Here is a 14023-nt window from a genome sequence, read left to right on the forward strand (position 1 = left end):
CTCCTTGAATTGTTGCTCCAACGGGTTGCCTAATTCTAATGGATTTCATACCATGCCGGGTGCGACAATGCCAACCGGCCCGCGCAGGCGCTCCGTGCCCCGGGCGTTCGCAGCAGGACGTACCATGCAAGGCCAGACCACCGCACGCCGGGAGCTGCGTCTCATCCCGCTTTCCGAAGCGCGCCACAGCCTGCGCGAGCTCGTTGCCGGCCTGAAGGGCGGCAACCCCCTGGCGCCTGTGACAGTGGTCGGGCCGTCCAACTATGCCAACCTCTCCCTGCGCCACGCGCTCGGCCTCTCCGGCAGCGCCAACGTGAGGACCATCGTGCTTCCCCGGCTGGCGGAGATCCTTGGCGCTCCGGCCCTGGCCGCCTCCGGTCGCGTCCCCCTGACGCCGCTGATTGAGGGCGCAATCGTCCGCGCCGTGGCCGAGGGCGCGTCCGGCCCCCTCGGCGCGCTTGGCCACAACCCCGCCCTCCACCGCAGCCTCCGGCACACCTTCCGACGCCTGCGCCACGCCACGCCGGAGGCAGTCTCTGCGCTTGAGGCGGCGGGGCCGGTCCGGCGCGAGGTCGTGCGCCTGCTCCACCGGTACCGCGAGCTAACCACCAGGTACTATGACCGTGAGGACCTGGCGGCATCTGCTGCGGCGGCCGTCGCTAACGGCAAGGCGCCTGCGCTGAAGGACCTGGGCGCCATTGTATTCTACCTCCCGCGAAGGCTCACGACCGGCGAGACTGCCCTCATTGCGGCCTTTGCCGCTCCTCCGGCCGGCGGCCCCTGCGCAGTAATGCTCGGCCTCACCGGAGACGAAACGGCAGACGCCCAGTCCCGTGCCCTTGTTGGCCGCCTCTCTGACGATTTTGGCTGCGACGAGACGCCTCCGACCGCGACAGGCCGCCTCACGCGCATCCTTGTTGCGCCCGACCCCCAGCAGGAGGTGCGGTGGGCCGCCCGCCGCATCGTTCGGGCCGCCGGAGAGGGCACGCCGCTCCACCGCATGGCCCTCCTCTTCAGACAGGACGACCCGTACGCGACGCTCATCCACGACGAGATGGCCATGGCCGGCATTCCCACGACAGGCCCGGCCGCCGCCACCGTTGGCGACTCGGCCGTGGCGCGCTCCGTTATGGGCCTCCTGCGCATGGCGGGCTCCGACCTGCACAGGGACGAGGTGATGGAGTGGCTTACCGGCTCTCCTGTGAAGGCCCCGGGCGGCGTCACCGCCGCGTTCAGCCCGTCGCGATGGGACTCCGTGTCACGCCGCGCGGGCATCGTCCGTGGCCCGGAGCAGTGGCGCGAGCGGCTGGACCGCTACGCCGCCGGGCTCGAGGGCTCCGCGGCACGAGGCGTGGAGCTCGGCGAAATGCCCGAGGAGACCGCGCAGGCAAATCTTGAGGAAGCGGCCTCCGCTAGGACGCTCGCGACGTTCATCGCCAGCCTGAATACCGCGGTCGCCCCACCCCAGTCTCCATCATGGGAAGCCCTGTCCCGCTGGCTGGCAGGGCTGGTGGCGAGCTATGTCGATACCGGAGCGGCGCCCGCCCAGGAAACCTCGGCGATGGAAAAGATCGCGGAAGCACTGTCCGAGGTTGAGGGGCTGGACGCCATCGACTCCCGGCCGACCCTCGCGAAGTTCGTAGCGACCTTCGAGGAGGCCCTGGCGGCCCCGCTCGGCCATACTGGGCGCTCGGGCCAGGGCGTGTTTGTCGCGCCGATCGGCGCGGCGGCCGGCATGGAGTTCGATCTCGTCCACATCGTCGGCATGGCTGAGGGCGCGCTACCACCGCGACCGAAGGAGGACCCCCTCGTCCCGGACCGCGACCGAAGGGCCGCCGGCGGTCCGGCGGCAGGCCTTCCGCTTGCCGAGGCCTCTCTGGAGGACGAGCGGTACAGCTACCTGGCCGCGCTGGCAGCCGCCGGAAGCGCAGTGCTCTCCTACCCCGCCGCCTCCGGCCAGCGCGGCCAGTTCGCATCCCACTGGCTCCTTGAGGCAGCATCCGGGCTGGAAGGCGCCGCCGTCTACTCCTCCACGCTGCGGGCGCTCAGGGACCGCCCCTGGTTGACGGTCATTGCCTCCGCGGAGCACGCCCTGGCGTCTGTTCGGACGGAGACGCCGGCCGACGCGCATGACTACGATATGGAGTCGCTCTGGCGCTGGCGAGCGGCCGACCTTCCAATGACGGCGCACCCGCTGGCGGCCGGCGGCCTGCTCTCGCGCTCACTTGCGCTCGACGGACACCGCCGCTCGCGCGCCCTCACCGAGTGGGACGGCGACCTCTCCGCGCTCGCCGCAGCCTCCAAGCGGCTGGACCCCGTGGGCCGCCGCGTCCTCTCGCCAACCTCGCTCGAGAAGTGGGCCAAGTGCCCTTACAGCTATTTCCTCTCCCGCGTTCTGGGGGTCGGCGAGATAGAACGGCCTGAAGAGGCCAACACCATTTCGCCCATGGAGAAGGGCTCCCTGGTCCACGGCGTGCTGGAGCGCTTCGTCGGAGAGGCACGGAAGGCTGGCGGGCCGCGCCCGGGCAGTCGCTGGACTGACGAGCACCGCCGGGCGCTCCACGCCATGGCCGAGGAGGCGTTTACAGACGCCGAGGCGCGAGGCGTAACCGGCAAGCGGCTCCTGTGGCAGCTGGCAAGGGGCGACATCCTGACCGACCTGCTGACATTCCTGGAGGAGGACGACGGTTTCCGGGAGCGCTTCGGCATGGATAATTATGCGGTTGAGGCGGCGTTCGGCGTCGCTTCCGACAGCGGCGAGTCCTGGCCGCCGGTCGCGGTGGAGATACCCGGCGTGGGCAAGGTCCGGTTCCGGGGCGTGATAGACCGGGTGGACTTTGATGCGGCATCCCGCACCGCCATTGTGATCGACTACAAGACGGGGAGCCCCAACCCGTTCAGCGGCATGAAGAAGCACCCGATAGACCGCGGCAAACGGCTGCAGCTACCCATCTACGCGCTTGCGCTTCGGGCCGCGCTCGGCGATGACGTACAGGTGCGGGCGGCTTACTGGTTCGTCAGCGCCGGCGGCAAGTTCACTCTGATACCTGGGGAGCCGGCGGGGCTGGAAACTCTCCTGCCGGGTTTCCAATCGGCCGCCGCGGAGATCGTCTCCGGCATCCGCCAGGGGCTGTTCCCGGCCAACCCCGGCAAAATGCTTAACGGCGGCTTCGAGAACTGCACGTTCTGCGAGTTCACCAGCGTGTGCCAGTCCCGCCGCGACGTTGCCTGGCAGCGCAAGAAGGCCGGGGACCCCAGGCTGGCGGGCTACGCCGCAATGGCGGAGCCGGAAGGGGACGCCGCATGACGTTCAGACCGGCCGACCAGGACGCGCGAGATGCGATCAGGGACTGCCTGGACGATACGCTCTTCGTCGAGGCGGGCGCAGGCACCGGCAAGACGAGCAGCCTGGTCGAGCGCCTGGCGGCGCTCGTATCATCGGGGAAAGCGACGATCGACCGCGTGGCAGCGATCACCTTCACGGACGCCGCCGCGGCGGAGCTGCGCGACCGGGTCCGGGAGCGGCTGGAGAGGGCCACGAAGGACGATACGAAGCCTGAACGGGAGCGCGCACGGTGCCGCCAGGGTGTGCTGGACCTGGACCGCGCATCCATCCAGACCCTGCACAGCTTCGCGGCGGCGCTGCTTTCGGAGCGCCCGCTCGAAGCCGGCCTGCCGCCATCGTTTGACAAGCTGGACGAGATCGAGGCGGACATCGACTTTGAGGAGCGGTGGGCGGAGTGGCTGGAGGACGCACTGGACGACCCTGCCCTCGAACCCGCGCTCGCCGCCGCGCTCTCCCTGGACATCACGCTTGAGCACCTTCACACCATCGCGCGCGGCTTCCACCGGGAATACGACAGGCTGGCGGCATCGGAATTCGCGCCGGCCGCCGCCCCCACGCCGGCCGCGGTCCCTCGCCTGCTTGCCGAGGCCGGCGAGATCGAGCGCCTCTGCAGATTCGCGCTCAAGGGGGACGCCGACCCGCTGGTCGCGCACTGCGCTGGCGTGCTTGCATCCGCCCGCCGCCTCGCCGGCATGTCGCCTTCGCAGCCTGCGGCGCTGAGGCTGCTCAACCGCACCTTGCCTTTTGCCGCCGCCAAGAAGGGCAATCAGAAGGAGTTCGAGACCGACCGGTTAACCGGGCAGAATGCGTGCAAGGCGCTCAAAGCGCTGCTGGCAGATCTGGACGAAGCGGTGAGGCAAGAGATTGAGGCCGCACGGCGGGCCGCGCTCATGCCGCTGCTGCGGGCCCTGCAGGGCTTCGTGCTGCAGCACGCATCGGAGCGGAGGCAGGCGGGCCGCGCGGAGTTCCATGACCTTCTGGTGTGGGCCCGCGACCTTCTTCGCGACAGCCTGGACGCGCGCGACCACTTCCGCTCGCACTTCTCCCACCTGCTCATCGACGAGGCCCAGGATACCGACACCATCCAGGCGGAGATCGCATTCTTCATCGCTGAAGAAGCTCCCGGGGCCGCGCCGGACAGCCGCCCGCGGGACTGGACAAGCGTGACGCCGGCGCCGGGGAAGCTCTTCGTTGTGGGGGACCCCAAGCAGTCGATATACCGTTTCCGCCGGGCGGACGTGACGCAGCTTTCGGCCATACAGGCGCGCATGGGCGGACGCAAGTTGGAGCTGAAGCAGAACTTCCGCTCTCAGCGGCCGGCGACGGAATGGGTCAACCACCTGTTCGGGCAGTGGATGACAACGGGCGACGGTCAGGCGACGTACGTGCCTCTGGTTCACCGCTGGGAGCCGGACCCGGCCCACCCCCGCTCGGCCGCCGTGTGGGCGCTGGGAGGCGAGTCCGACCTCAAGACGGTTGACGCCGTGCGCAGGCAGGAGGCTGAAGAGATCGCCGCGCTCATTCGCACCGTCCGCTCCGAGGGATGGCCGGTGCTGGACAAGGACTCCTCTGTCGAAGAGGCGGTATACCGGCCGGCGGCGTACCGTGACATCTGCATCCTGATACCGACGCGCACGGGGCTGCGGACTCTGGAGTTGGCGCTGGAGGACGCCCGGGTGCCGTTCCGTCTGGAGGGGGCGTCGCTCATATTCAACACGCAGGTGGTGCGCGACATCCTGAGCTGCCTGCGCGCCATCGACGACCCAACGGACAGGATTGCGCTCGTGGGCGCGCTGCGGTCGCCTGCCTTCGCCTGCTCGGACGTGGACCTGCTCGCGCACGTGGACTCCGGCAGCGCGCTCGACTACCTGTCGCCGCCGCAGCCCGGCGCGCCCGCAACAGTCGCCGAGGCGTTGCTCGCGCTGCGGGGCTACCACGAGCGGCGCATGTGGACCACCATCCCCGCTCTGATCGATGCCTTCGTTCGCGACAGGAGGCTGCTTGAAGCGTCCATGTCCCAGGCGCGGCCGCGTGAGCAGTGGCGGCGCTACCGATTCCTGGTGGAGCAGGCGCGCGCCTTCGTGTCCGCCGGTGGGACATCGCTGCGCGCCTTCCTGCAGTGGATAGACCGCCGCATGGAGGAGGGCGCGCGCGTGACGGAGACGCCGGTGCCGGAGAGCGACGAGGACGCGGTGCGGATAATGACCGTTCACGCGTCCAAGGGACTGGAGTTCCCGGTCGTAATCCTTACCGCACTGAACGCGGACAGGAAATCGCGTGTTGAGCCGGTGCTGGCGGACAGGGCGGGAGGAGGGTTGGAGGTCTGCATCGGCGAAAAGGACACGGCGTTCGAAACGGCAGGCTTCAAGATACTGGCGGAACTCGAGAAGCGCATGGAGGACCTGGAGTTCGTCCGGCTCATGTACGTCGCCGCTACGCGGGCGCGCGACCACCTTGTGGTCTCCGTGCACCGCAAGGCCGGCGATGAGAAGTCCGCCGCGGCGACCATCGCAAGTAAGTTCAAGGACGCTCCCGCCTTGTGGCGGCCCGTACCCGTAGAGTGCCTGTCGCCGGCCAGCGCCTGGCCGCAGGCCTTGCTGGGCCAGCCCGTAGAGGAGGCGGGGACCGTGACGTCCCATACAACGCTCTCCGACCGCGCTGCGTGGCTAACCGCCCACGAGGCGCTCATCGCGGCGCGCAGCAGGCCGCTTGCGGTTGCCGCCACGACGCTCGCGCAAGAGGCCCGCGCCGACCGGCCGGACGATCCCGAGCAGCCGTGGAGGCGAGGCCGCGCGGGGACTAATATTGGCCGTGCGGTGCACGCCGTACTCCAGACCGTTGACCTCGCCACCGGCGAGGGCCTCGATGCCGCCGTAGCCGCACAGGCCACCGCCGAAGGGGTGCCGCACCGCCGCGGCGAGATCGCGCTGCTCGCCCGCGCCGCGCTGGAGAGCGAGGCCGTCCGCCGCGCCGTCGCCTCAAGCCGCACCTGGCGGGAGGCCCCCGTCGCCGCGCCGGTTGGCGGCGGCGTCCTGGAGGGCTTCATCGACCTGCTGTTCGAGGAAGACGGCTGCCTCATCGTCGTCGACTACAAGACGGACTGGGTTCAAGATGTGCAGAGCGCCCAATCGCTCGTGCAGTCCCGCTACCGCCTCCAGGCGGGCGCATACGCGCTGGCACTGAGGCAGGTCACGGGCATGCCCGTCAAGGAAGTGGTCTTCCTCTTCCTCCACCTGCGCAACGGTGAGGTATCCCTGACGGACATCGACGCGCTGGCCGCCGAGGCGGAAGCGGGTGCGAAGGCGTGCCTGGGCGGCGCATCGGCGACGAGCGTTGGGTAGGGCGCGAATGGCGTTGGTCGGCGGGAGACGCGGGCCGCGGGACGGTGAGGGCGGGCGCTGTGCGCCATTACAATGACGAGACCTCGGTCCCTACCCTTGCCACCCTGAGTCCCGATTCCATCGGGACGGCGGGTCTAATGGCGTTGCCTGCGTATGGCGGTCCAGACTGTAGATTTGGGTTTTTAGACCCTTCGCTGTCGCTCAGGGTAGCAAAAAGGGGGTGACGTGTAGTTCCCAGTGTAACGGGACGCTGCCGCCTTTACGGCCCTCCCCTACCCGCTCGCCAGCGCCCTTACCCACCCAGTATCCGGCAGACCCAACGCTGCGGCGGCCAGGGGAGACTTACGGCGAGCTGCTTGCGCTGCCAAATCCGAAGCGCCTTCCCACGGCTATTCACCGTACCCCCTACCCTGTCCCCCGTACCCTTACCCCGGCTTCACGAAGGTCAGCACCCTGGCCGGGTTCTCCACCATGATCTTGTTCACCTGGTCGCCAGTGAAGCCGCGCTGGCGGAGGCGCGGGACGATGTTCTTCACAATGTACATGTAGCCGTGGCCGCCGTATGAGACCAGGCGGTCCTTGGTGTAGATGTCGTGGGCGATGACAACGCGCTCGCCGAAGCCCTCGTCCACGAGGTACTTGATGTCGTTCATGCGGCGGGCGTCGCTCGGCATGTCGAACGCCGGGTTCTGGTCGTAGTATGAGACCTCGCGGCCGAACAGGTCCCACTCAAGGTAAACGCCCGTCTCCGCAAGCTTCCTCATGCTCTCGCGGTCTGCGTAGTTGCGGTCCATGTGGGCGATGATCGTGCGGTTCAGGTCCGCACCCACTTCGCGCAGGATGCCGACGACCTCCATGCAAGCGGCGACGTTGCGGCCGGGGTGGATAAGGAGGCCTGCGCCGGTGGCCTTCTGGGCGCGGCCGGACGCCCGCAGCACCTTGCGCTCGTTCGGCGTCAGCGGCCACGAGCAACCCACCTCTCCGATAACGCCCGCCTTGATGCCCGTGCGCCCGACGCCGACGGTGATATCGCTCACGATCTCGTTGAGGATATCGTCCTCGGTCTTCTTATCCATGTCCGCGGGATGCATGAGGCCGACGTAATACGACGCGCCCATGACGATGTTGAAGCCCACCTCGCGGGCGATGCGCGCCAGCCCCACCGGGTCGCGGCCTATACCGATAGTCGTCGCCTCCACAACCGTCCCGCCGCCGTGCTGCTTGAGCAGCTTGAGCTCGTAGACCGCAGTCTCGATGCTGCGCAGGCGGATATTCTCGGCTATGAGTGTGTCGTAGTGTCGGGCATAGGCTAGCGACTCCTGGGTGACGGGGCCGTAGAACATCTCGCGCGCGCTCGCCTCGCGCGGCGGCGGGCGCAGCTCCGTGATGTCCACGAGCAGGTGCTCGTGAGTTGAGGTCATCCCCATCTTGTCGGGGGTGATGGCGCCGGTGACGGTCTGGACGAGCCCGGTCAGGTCGAACTTGGCCATAGAAGAAGGTCCCTCGCGCTGGTGTTGGTGGCGCTATTGTGCTCCAACGCGAGGGATTTGTCATTGGGGCGCTGGCGTTGGTGTGGGATATGCCCACGTACCGTCAGGCAGGCGGACCTTTGGAGGCGTTGGTGTCGCGGGAACATTGCGAATAATCATGTCGTCGGTCCTGAGAAAGCTCTGGACTGGGACTATGAATGTGTTCGTGCTTCCCCTGACAACGCAGCTACCGGCCACGGCCTGCACGCACTGGGAAGCCGGCAGCATGACTGCCCCGCCGGATGACGAAACCGGTGGGGGATCAAAGTCCTCATTAAACCGGCTGAAATTGTACTTCTTCTCTTCGCCTGTTCCATCGGGGGTTCGCCTGGTGTGAACGATTTTCACAGGATAGCCGGTTTCTTTGGCGACCCATACCTCCAGCATTGTGAAATCGCCGCGGGTAAAGTCGCCCGTGCTTGCCATGTAATGTCGCGCCCGTTGGCCATCCACAACCTGGTCACTCATCTGGCTTACGGTGTCAAAATGCGATTCCAGGTTCGCCATAGCGTCAAGTTCGGTGGAAAAGAGGCCCCAGAATGATTTGGACTGGTCCTGTCCAGCGTAGACTTGTTGCCAAAGGGTGCCATCCACCCTGGCATAGATCTTCCCGGCGAATGAGAGGGTAATCGCTCTTCCTGTCTGCCCTGCCGGGCCAAACGCATCGGAGACGTAGAAGCTGTCTGGGAATACAAAGTCCCCTTCGACTACTGTCAGGCTCTCTGACGGAAGATCGGCCGCCGCGTTCGTACTCTGCAGCCTGAATTGGAGTCCGTCACCGGAAACGACATCAGTCCACGGACCGGTTGGGCTTGTTGAATACTGGAGCCTGATATTGACGCCGTCTATCAGCACAGGAGTGGAAATCGCTGGAGATGACATTCTGAGTCGAATGACCTCAGGAAAGTTCGCTGAGGTCGCATTGTCATCTGCCAGCGAGGTAGCCTGGTACCACCGGGAGCTTTGCGCTAACAGTTCCGGCTTCCAAACGTATCGGGTCTCCTCCCTGACATGGACGTTCTTAACGGTGGCCATCTCGTTGAACGCGAGCGCCACAGCGGCAGACGCCGACAAGGGAGTCCCGTCCCATGGCCGCAGAGCTATCACGGCCAGCATTGCTATAACCGCCAGAAGTGGCGCAGCAACGAGCCGGGTGGAGAGAGGAATATGGACCTGCCGGCGTGCACGGCGCGCTCGATTATGACGGGCCAGCGCCTGCGCCGCGCCTACGCTCTACGCCGCCGGCGCGCGGTACCACGCCGCCAGCCCGGCGCGCTCCTGTCCAGTCAACGGCGCGAATGCGCGGCAGTCGTCGCAGAAGGCCAGGTGGGTCTCCAGCGCGATGCGGTCTGCCGGCTCCAGCCGGCCGTCCATCGCCTGCTCAATCAGTTTCTGGTAGTGCTTGTGAGGCATAACGAGTCCTCCGGGCCGCGTCCGCGGCCTCTTCTCCCCTCGTAGAGACGTCCGCCGCGGCGGACGTCTCTACGAAAGGGCACAATCCGGAATGCACACGTGACGGGTTACCCAAACCACCGAGACGCCCCGGAGGGTCGTCTCTACGTGGGGCCGCCGCCCATCTCTACGTAAAGCTCCCTGAACCGCTTTCGCGCCCGGACTATCCGCTGGCGCACGGCCTCCGGCCTGATGCCTAGCACGGCCGCGATCTCAATCGAGGTGAATCCCTCCACCTCGTGGAGCACCAGGCACTGGACCATCTCGCCCGGCATCCGCGCCATCACCCTGGCGACGGTGTCCGCCCCGTCGTCCGCCGGCGCGCCGTCCGCAGCGGCCTCGCCGGCCTCGCGCCACGCCGAGAACGGGACGAACGAGAGCACACGGCGGCGGCGGCGGTGGTAGTCACGCACGATGTTCGAGGCGATGGCGAAGAGCCAGCTCGCGACCGAGCCGTGCGAGCGGAGCGTGACCTTGCGGCGGTAGGCGCGCAGGAAGACCTCATGCGTGAGGTCACGCGCGTCCTCGACGTCCGGCACCAGGCGGGTGACGTAGCGCAGCACGCGCGCTTCGTAGGTCTCGATCAGCGAGACGAACGCCGCGTCGCCGGCGAGGCCGTTGTCCATTGCCTCTTGCTTCATAGACCGCCTTGATAAGCAGCTCCAACAGGGGAGACGAACGGGAGAATCAAACAGTGACAAGATGTTATCCGCAGATTACGCAGATTACGCAGATCTTTTCGGACACTGGCAGGCGGGTTGCCTTGGAGAGAATAACCACGTATTCTTGGCCAAGAATGCAGGCGACAGCGTCGGCTGCTCAAAAAATCTGCGTAATCTGCTCCGATGGAATACGGAGCCCCTGTTAACATTTTGGGAGGAGCCCCGAGTCCTGTCGGGGTGGATAGACTCCCCCGGAGGGTGCATTAACAATGGCGCTGCCTGCACGTATGCGGTTCGGCATCTTCATGGCCCCCTTTCACACGGTGGGAGAGAACCCCACCCTTGCGCTGGAGCGCGACCTTGAGCTCATCCAGTGGCTGGACCAGTTGGGGTACGACGAGGCGTGGGTGGGAGAGCACCACAGCGGCGGGTGGGAGACCATCGCCTCGCCGGAGCTCTTCCTGGCCTTCGTGGCGGAGCGCACGCGGAACATCAGGCTCGGCACGGGCGTGGTCAGCCTCCCCTACCACCACCCGCTGATGGTCGCCAACCGCATGGTGCTGCTGGACCACCTTGCCCGCGGCCGCGTGATGATGGGCGTCGGCCCGGGCGCGCTGGTGTCGGACGCGTACATGCTCGGTATAGACCCTCCCACGCAGCGAGCGAGGATGGACGAGTCGCTCGGCGTGATCATGCAGCTCCTGACAAGCCCGGATCCCGTGACCTGCCGGTCGGAGTGGTTCACGCTGGTCGAGGGACGCCTCCACCTGCGGCCGTACACGCAGCCGCACTTCCCCATCGCTGTCGCGGCCGTCGCTTCGCCGTCCGGGATGATCGTCGCCGGCAAGCACGGCGCGGGCGTGCTCTCCATCGCCGCCAATTCCGGCGACCGTATCAAAACGAAGCTCTCCGAGTTCTGGGCGATAGCTGAGGAGACGGCGGCGAAGAGCGGCAAGAAGATGAACCGCGCGGACTGGCGTCTGGTCACCCACGCCCACATAGCCGAGACCCGCAAGGAGGCGGTCGAGCAGGCGCGCGTGGCCGCCGGTGCCTACCAGCGCGGCTACTTCGAGCAGGTGATGGGCCAGGACGCCTACATAGACGGGCCGGCGGACAAAATCATCGACGCCAAGGTGGAGCGCGGCGAGTGGGTTGTCGGCACGCCCGACGATATGGTGGCGGCGATCAAGCGGCTGGACGCGGAGAGCGGCGGCTTCGGCGCGCTGCTCATCCAGGCGACGGAGTGGGGCACGCGCGAGCAGGTGCGCCGCAGCTACGAGCTCATCGCCCGCCACGTGATGCCGCAGTTCCAGGGTTCGCTAGAGAACATCGTCGCCTCGCGCGATTGGGCGGCGAGCAAGAAGGACGAGATGAAGGCACTCAAGGACCGCGCCATCAACAAGGCGAAGCAGGAGTATAAGGGGAGTTAGCAGTGGGCAGTGGGCAGTGAGCAGTTAGCCAGCAGCCGTAGGGACGAACAGCCGATCCTCATGGGAACGATACAGGGAATAGAAATGGCCACGCTCAAGCTTTACGACTGGAACAAGTGCACGACGTGCAGGGACTACAGGCTGTGGCTGAAGGAGGAGGGGGTCGAGTTCGACCAGCGCGACTTTTTCAAGGAGCCGTTCACGGAGAAGGAGCTTCGGAAGCTCGTGGGGAAGCGGCCGCTGGCGAACGTGTTCTCGTGGAACAGCCCATCATTCAAGGAGCTTGGCGTAACGCGGGAGGAGCTTTCTGCAGACGAGCCGCGGATGATGAAGCTGATGCTCCAGGAGCCGCGCCTCATCCGCCGGCCCATGGTGCAGGTCGGCCGCAGGCTGGTCATCGGCAGCAAGAAGGAAGACCTCAAGGCCGCGCTGAAGTAGGCTGTCGCCAGAATTGACAACAGGGGAAAAGCCCTCCGGCGTTGCGCCGGAGGGCTCATCTCTTGTCAAATTGACCTTGGAACGTTATCTGTGGCCGTTGCCGTTTACTGAGCCGTTGGCGGCGCCGACTGCGACGTCCAGGTTGTCGTGGCCGTTGCGGGCGTGGCCGTTGGTGTGGCCCACGGGCGCCGGGGCGGGCGTGGGCTCGTTGCCGAGCGAGTCGATGCCGCGGCGGATTTGGCTGAGAAGGCCGGCGATGCGCTCTTCCAGATCGAACAGCGTTTCGCGGGCGTACTGGTCCGCGCCCTGGCGGCGGATGGCGGCCGTGGCCTCTGCCTCATCCAGCATCCGGTAGGCCTGCTTCTGGGCCTCCTGGGTGATCTGTTTGGCCTCCATGAGGGCCTGCTGCTTGATCTCATCTGCCTTGGCCTGGGCGGCGCGCACTACCTCGGTGCTATCCACCTGTGAGGCGCGCTCCTTGTGGGCAACAGCCTTGATGTCGTGCGCCTCTTCCTCGGCGGACTCGCGGATGCGGCGGGCTTCCATCTGGACCCCGCTCAGAAGGCTGTCCTTCTGCTTGATCATCTCGCGCGCCTCCATTATGTCCGAGGGAAGGGCGTCGCGCAGACCCTGAACGGCCTTGATGAACCGGTCACCGTCAACCATCAGCTTCTTTCGCAGGCCGGGCATCCGGGAAGAAGTGCTGGCAATCGCTTCAAGCTCGTCTATCACAACTGAGATATTAATGGCGTCCCCCTTTCACAGTCCCAGCATTACTGGGCTGTTTTGAACCTTGCTTTGAGCTCCCTGTAAACCTGAGGCGGCACCAGGCTCTTAACGTCCCCCCCGAGCTGGGCCACCTCCTTGATCCGGCTGGAATGGACGAACTGGTTCTGCAGAGAGCTGAGTATGCAGACCACATCCACATTCGGATTCAGCGTGCGCCACATAAGCGCCATCTCCGACTCCGTTTCAAAGTCATTTCCGGCCCTGAGGCCCCTGACTATGAACGTTGCGCCCTTCTTGCTTGCGAAGTCGGTTGCCAGGCCGGTGAAGGCGATCACTTCAACGTTCGGCAGCGCCGCCACCGATTGCCTGAAGAACGAAAGCCTCTCTTCCGTTGAAAACATCGACCTCTGCGGCGGGAGATCGTAGACGCTAATGGTCAGCTTGTCGAACAGCTTCGATGCTCTCGTCGCAATGTCGACGTGCCCGTTGTGAACGGGGTCGAACCTGCCCGGATAGACCGCCGTGGCCATCTATTGCTCCAGCCTGTAGATTGATACCGAGGTGTCGCCGTAGCGCCGGCTGGTTGTCCTCGTCAGCCTGCCGTATCTTTCGGCAAGCTCGCGATTGTGACGGTGCTCCGCGACGACAATCGCATCGTCGTCCAGCAGCCTGCCGGAGCCCAGGCTTCCAAGGACCGCCTCCCACGGATCGAGCTCGTAAGGCGGGTCTGCGAATACAAGGCCGTATTTCCCTTCCAGGGACTCCACCGCCCGCTCCGCTTTGGCCTTGTGTACTTTAGCGCGGTCAGCGAGCCGCAGGTCTCTCAGGCTTTGGCTCAGCGCCTCGCACCTGCCCGCGTGCGACTCCACGAAATCGGCCTGCGCAGCCCCCCGGCTTAGCGCCTCAATCCCCAGCGCGCCGGTACCCGCGTAGAGATCGAGGACGCGTTTGCCTTCAACCGCGCCATTGCCGACTATCGAGAAGACCGCAGCGCGAACACGCTCTGAGGTTGGCCTCAGGCCGTCGCTCTTCGAGACCCTCAGCTTCCGGCCCTTTTCGTTGCCCCCGCTGATCCGCGTCGTCATTGGGCAACTCC

11 protein-coding genes are annotated in these 14023 nt (G+C 66.2%); 4 read left to right on the forward strand and 7 right to left on the reverse strand.

Translation table 11 applies throughout. The features are described from left to right. Positions 1 to 52: 52 nt before the first annotated feature. Positions 53 to 3307: a hypothetical protein gene (locus tag FJ319_00300; GenBank protein MBM3932744.1), complete on the forward strand. Its 3255-nt coding sequence runs from the start codon at positions 53 to 55 to the stop codon at positions 3305 to 3307. Then, positions 3304 to 6687 (forward strand): hypothetical protein, encoded by a 3384-nt coding sequence (locus tag FJ319_00305; protein ID MBM3932745.1) that lies wholly within the window; start codon positions 3304 to 3306, stop codon positions 6685 to 6687. Before FJ319_00300 ends, FJ319_00305 begins: the two co-directional genes overlap by 4 nt. Positions 6688 to 7112: 425 nt before the next feature. On the opposite strand, the gene FJ319_00310 is transcribed toward FJ319_00305, so the two are convergent. The 4 genes from FJ319_00310 to FJ319_00325 form a co-directional block, all read right to left on the reverse strand. Next, positions 7113 to 8177, reverse strand: a complete 1065-nt coding sequence (locus FJ319_00310; protein ID MBM3932746.1) for an aryldialkylphosphatase — start codon at positions 8175 to 8177, stop codon at positions 7113 to 7115. A 60-nt stretch (positions 8178 to 8237) separates the two neighbouring features. Continuing rightward, positions 8238 to 9272: a hypothetical protein gene (locus FJ319_00315; GenBank protein ID MBM3932747.1), complete on the reverse strand. Its 1035-nt coding sequence runs from the start codon at positions 9270 to 9272 to the stop codon at positions 8238 to 8240. A 177-nt stretch (positions 9273 to 9449) separates the two neighbouring features. Continuing rightward, positions 9450 to 9629: a zf-HC2 domain-containing protein gene (locus tag FJ319_00320; GenBank protein ID MBM3932748.1), complete on the reverse strand. Its 180-nt coding sequence runs from the start codon at positions 9627 to 9629 to the stop codon at positions 9450 to 9452. A gap of 143 nt (positions 9630 to 9772) precedes the next feature. Continuing rightward, positions 9773 to 10309 carry a sigma-70 family RNA polymerase sigma factor gene (locus FJ319_00325; protein MBM3932749.1) on the reverse strand — a complete coding sequence of 179 codons (537 nt, stop codon included), beginning with the start codon at positions 10307 to 10309 and terminating at the stop codon, positions 9773 to 9775. 290 nt (positions 10310 to 10599) lie between these two features. On the opposite strand from FJ319_00325, the gene FJ319_00330 reads away from it, so the two are divergent. Both FJ319_00330 and FJ319_00335 read left to right on the forward strand, forming a co-directional pair. Continuing rightward, positions 10600 to 11760, forward strand: coding sequence for an LLM class flavin-dependent oxidoreductase (locus FJ319_00330; GenBank protein ID MBM3932750.1), 1161 nt, complete (start codon positions 10600 to 10602; stop codon positions 11758 to 11760). Positions 11761 to 11820: 60 nt separating this feature from the next. Next, positions 11821 to 12198, forward strand: a complete 378-nt coding sequence (locus FJ319_00335; GenBank protein ID MBM3932751.1) for a hypothetical protein — start codon at positions 11821 to 11823, stop codon at positions 12196 to 12198. 84 nt (positions 12199 to 12282) lie between these two features. Here the strand turns inward: FJ319_00335 and FJ319_00340 are convergent, their stop codons facing one another. Genes FJ319_00340 through rsmD form a run of 3 tightly spaced genes read right to left on the reverse strand, consistent with a single transcriptional unit; the run spans position 12283 to position 14012 of the window. After that, on the reverse strand, positions 12283 to 12930 hold the full coding sequence (locus FJ319_00340; protein MBM3932752.1) for a hypothetical protein: 648 nt from the start codon (positions 12928 to 12930) through the stop codon (positions 12283 to 12285). 41 nt (positions 12931 to 12971) lie between these two features. After that, a complete protein-coding gene (gene coaD, locus FJ319_00345) occupies positions 12972 to 13457 on the reverse strand; it encodes a pantetheine-phosphate adenylyltransferase (protein MBM3932753.1) in 486 nt (161 codons plus the stop codon). Continuing rightward, a complete protein-coding gene (gene rsmD / locus FJ319_00350; GenBank protein ID MBM3932754.1) occupies positions 13458 to 14012 on the reverse strand; it encodes a 16S rRNA (guanine(966)-N(2))-methyltransferase RsmD in 555 nt (184 codons plus the stop codon). Positions 14013 to 14023: the final 11 nt, after the last annotated feature.

This window comes from SAR202 cluster bacterium, assembly GCA_016872355.1.
Classification (GTDB): Bacteria; Chloroflexota; Dehalococcoidia; order Lucifugimonadales; family VGZY01; genus VGZY01.